1 protein-coding gene is annotated in these 218 nt (G+C 64.2%); it reads right to left on the bottom strand.

Annotated elements, in window-relative coordinates:
* The coding region (locus ACLQ2T_RS29285) for a non-reducing end alpha-L-arabinofuranosidase family hydrolase (RefSeq protein WP_425769583.1) at positions 1–218 on the bottom strand (218 nt) is incomplete at both ends.

Here is a 218-nt window from a genome sequence, read left to right on the forward strand (position 1 = left end):
CTCTCGCTGGTGGCCTGGGGGGTCCAGGTGCCGCCGAGGCTGGTGGCGGTGAAGGACCGGAAGTAGCGGCCCTGCGAGCCGATGGCCTCGACGATCATCAGGTACCGGTTCTGGCCCTGAAGCTTGTACACCTGCACGCCTTCGAACAGGTTGTTCGTGGTGTCGGTCATGATCGTGGTGTAGTTCGACCCGAAGCTGCCCGGGAAGTTCCCGATCGG

The sequence above is a fragment of the Micromonospora sp. DT229 genome (genome assembly GCF_049844505.1).
Classification (GTDB): domain Bacteria; phylum Actinomycetota; class Actinomycetes; order Mycobacteriales; family Micromonosporaceae; genus Micromonospora.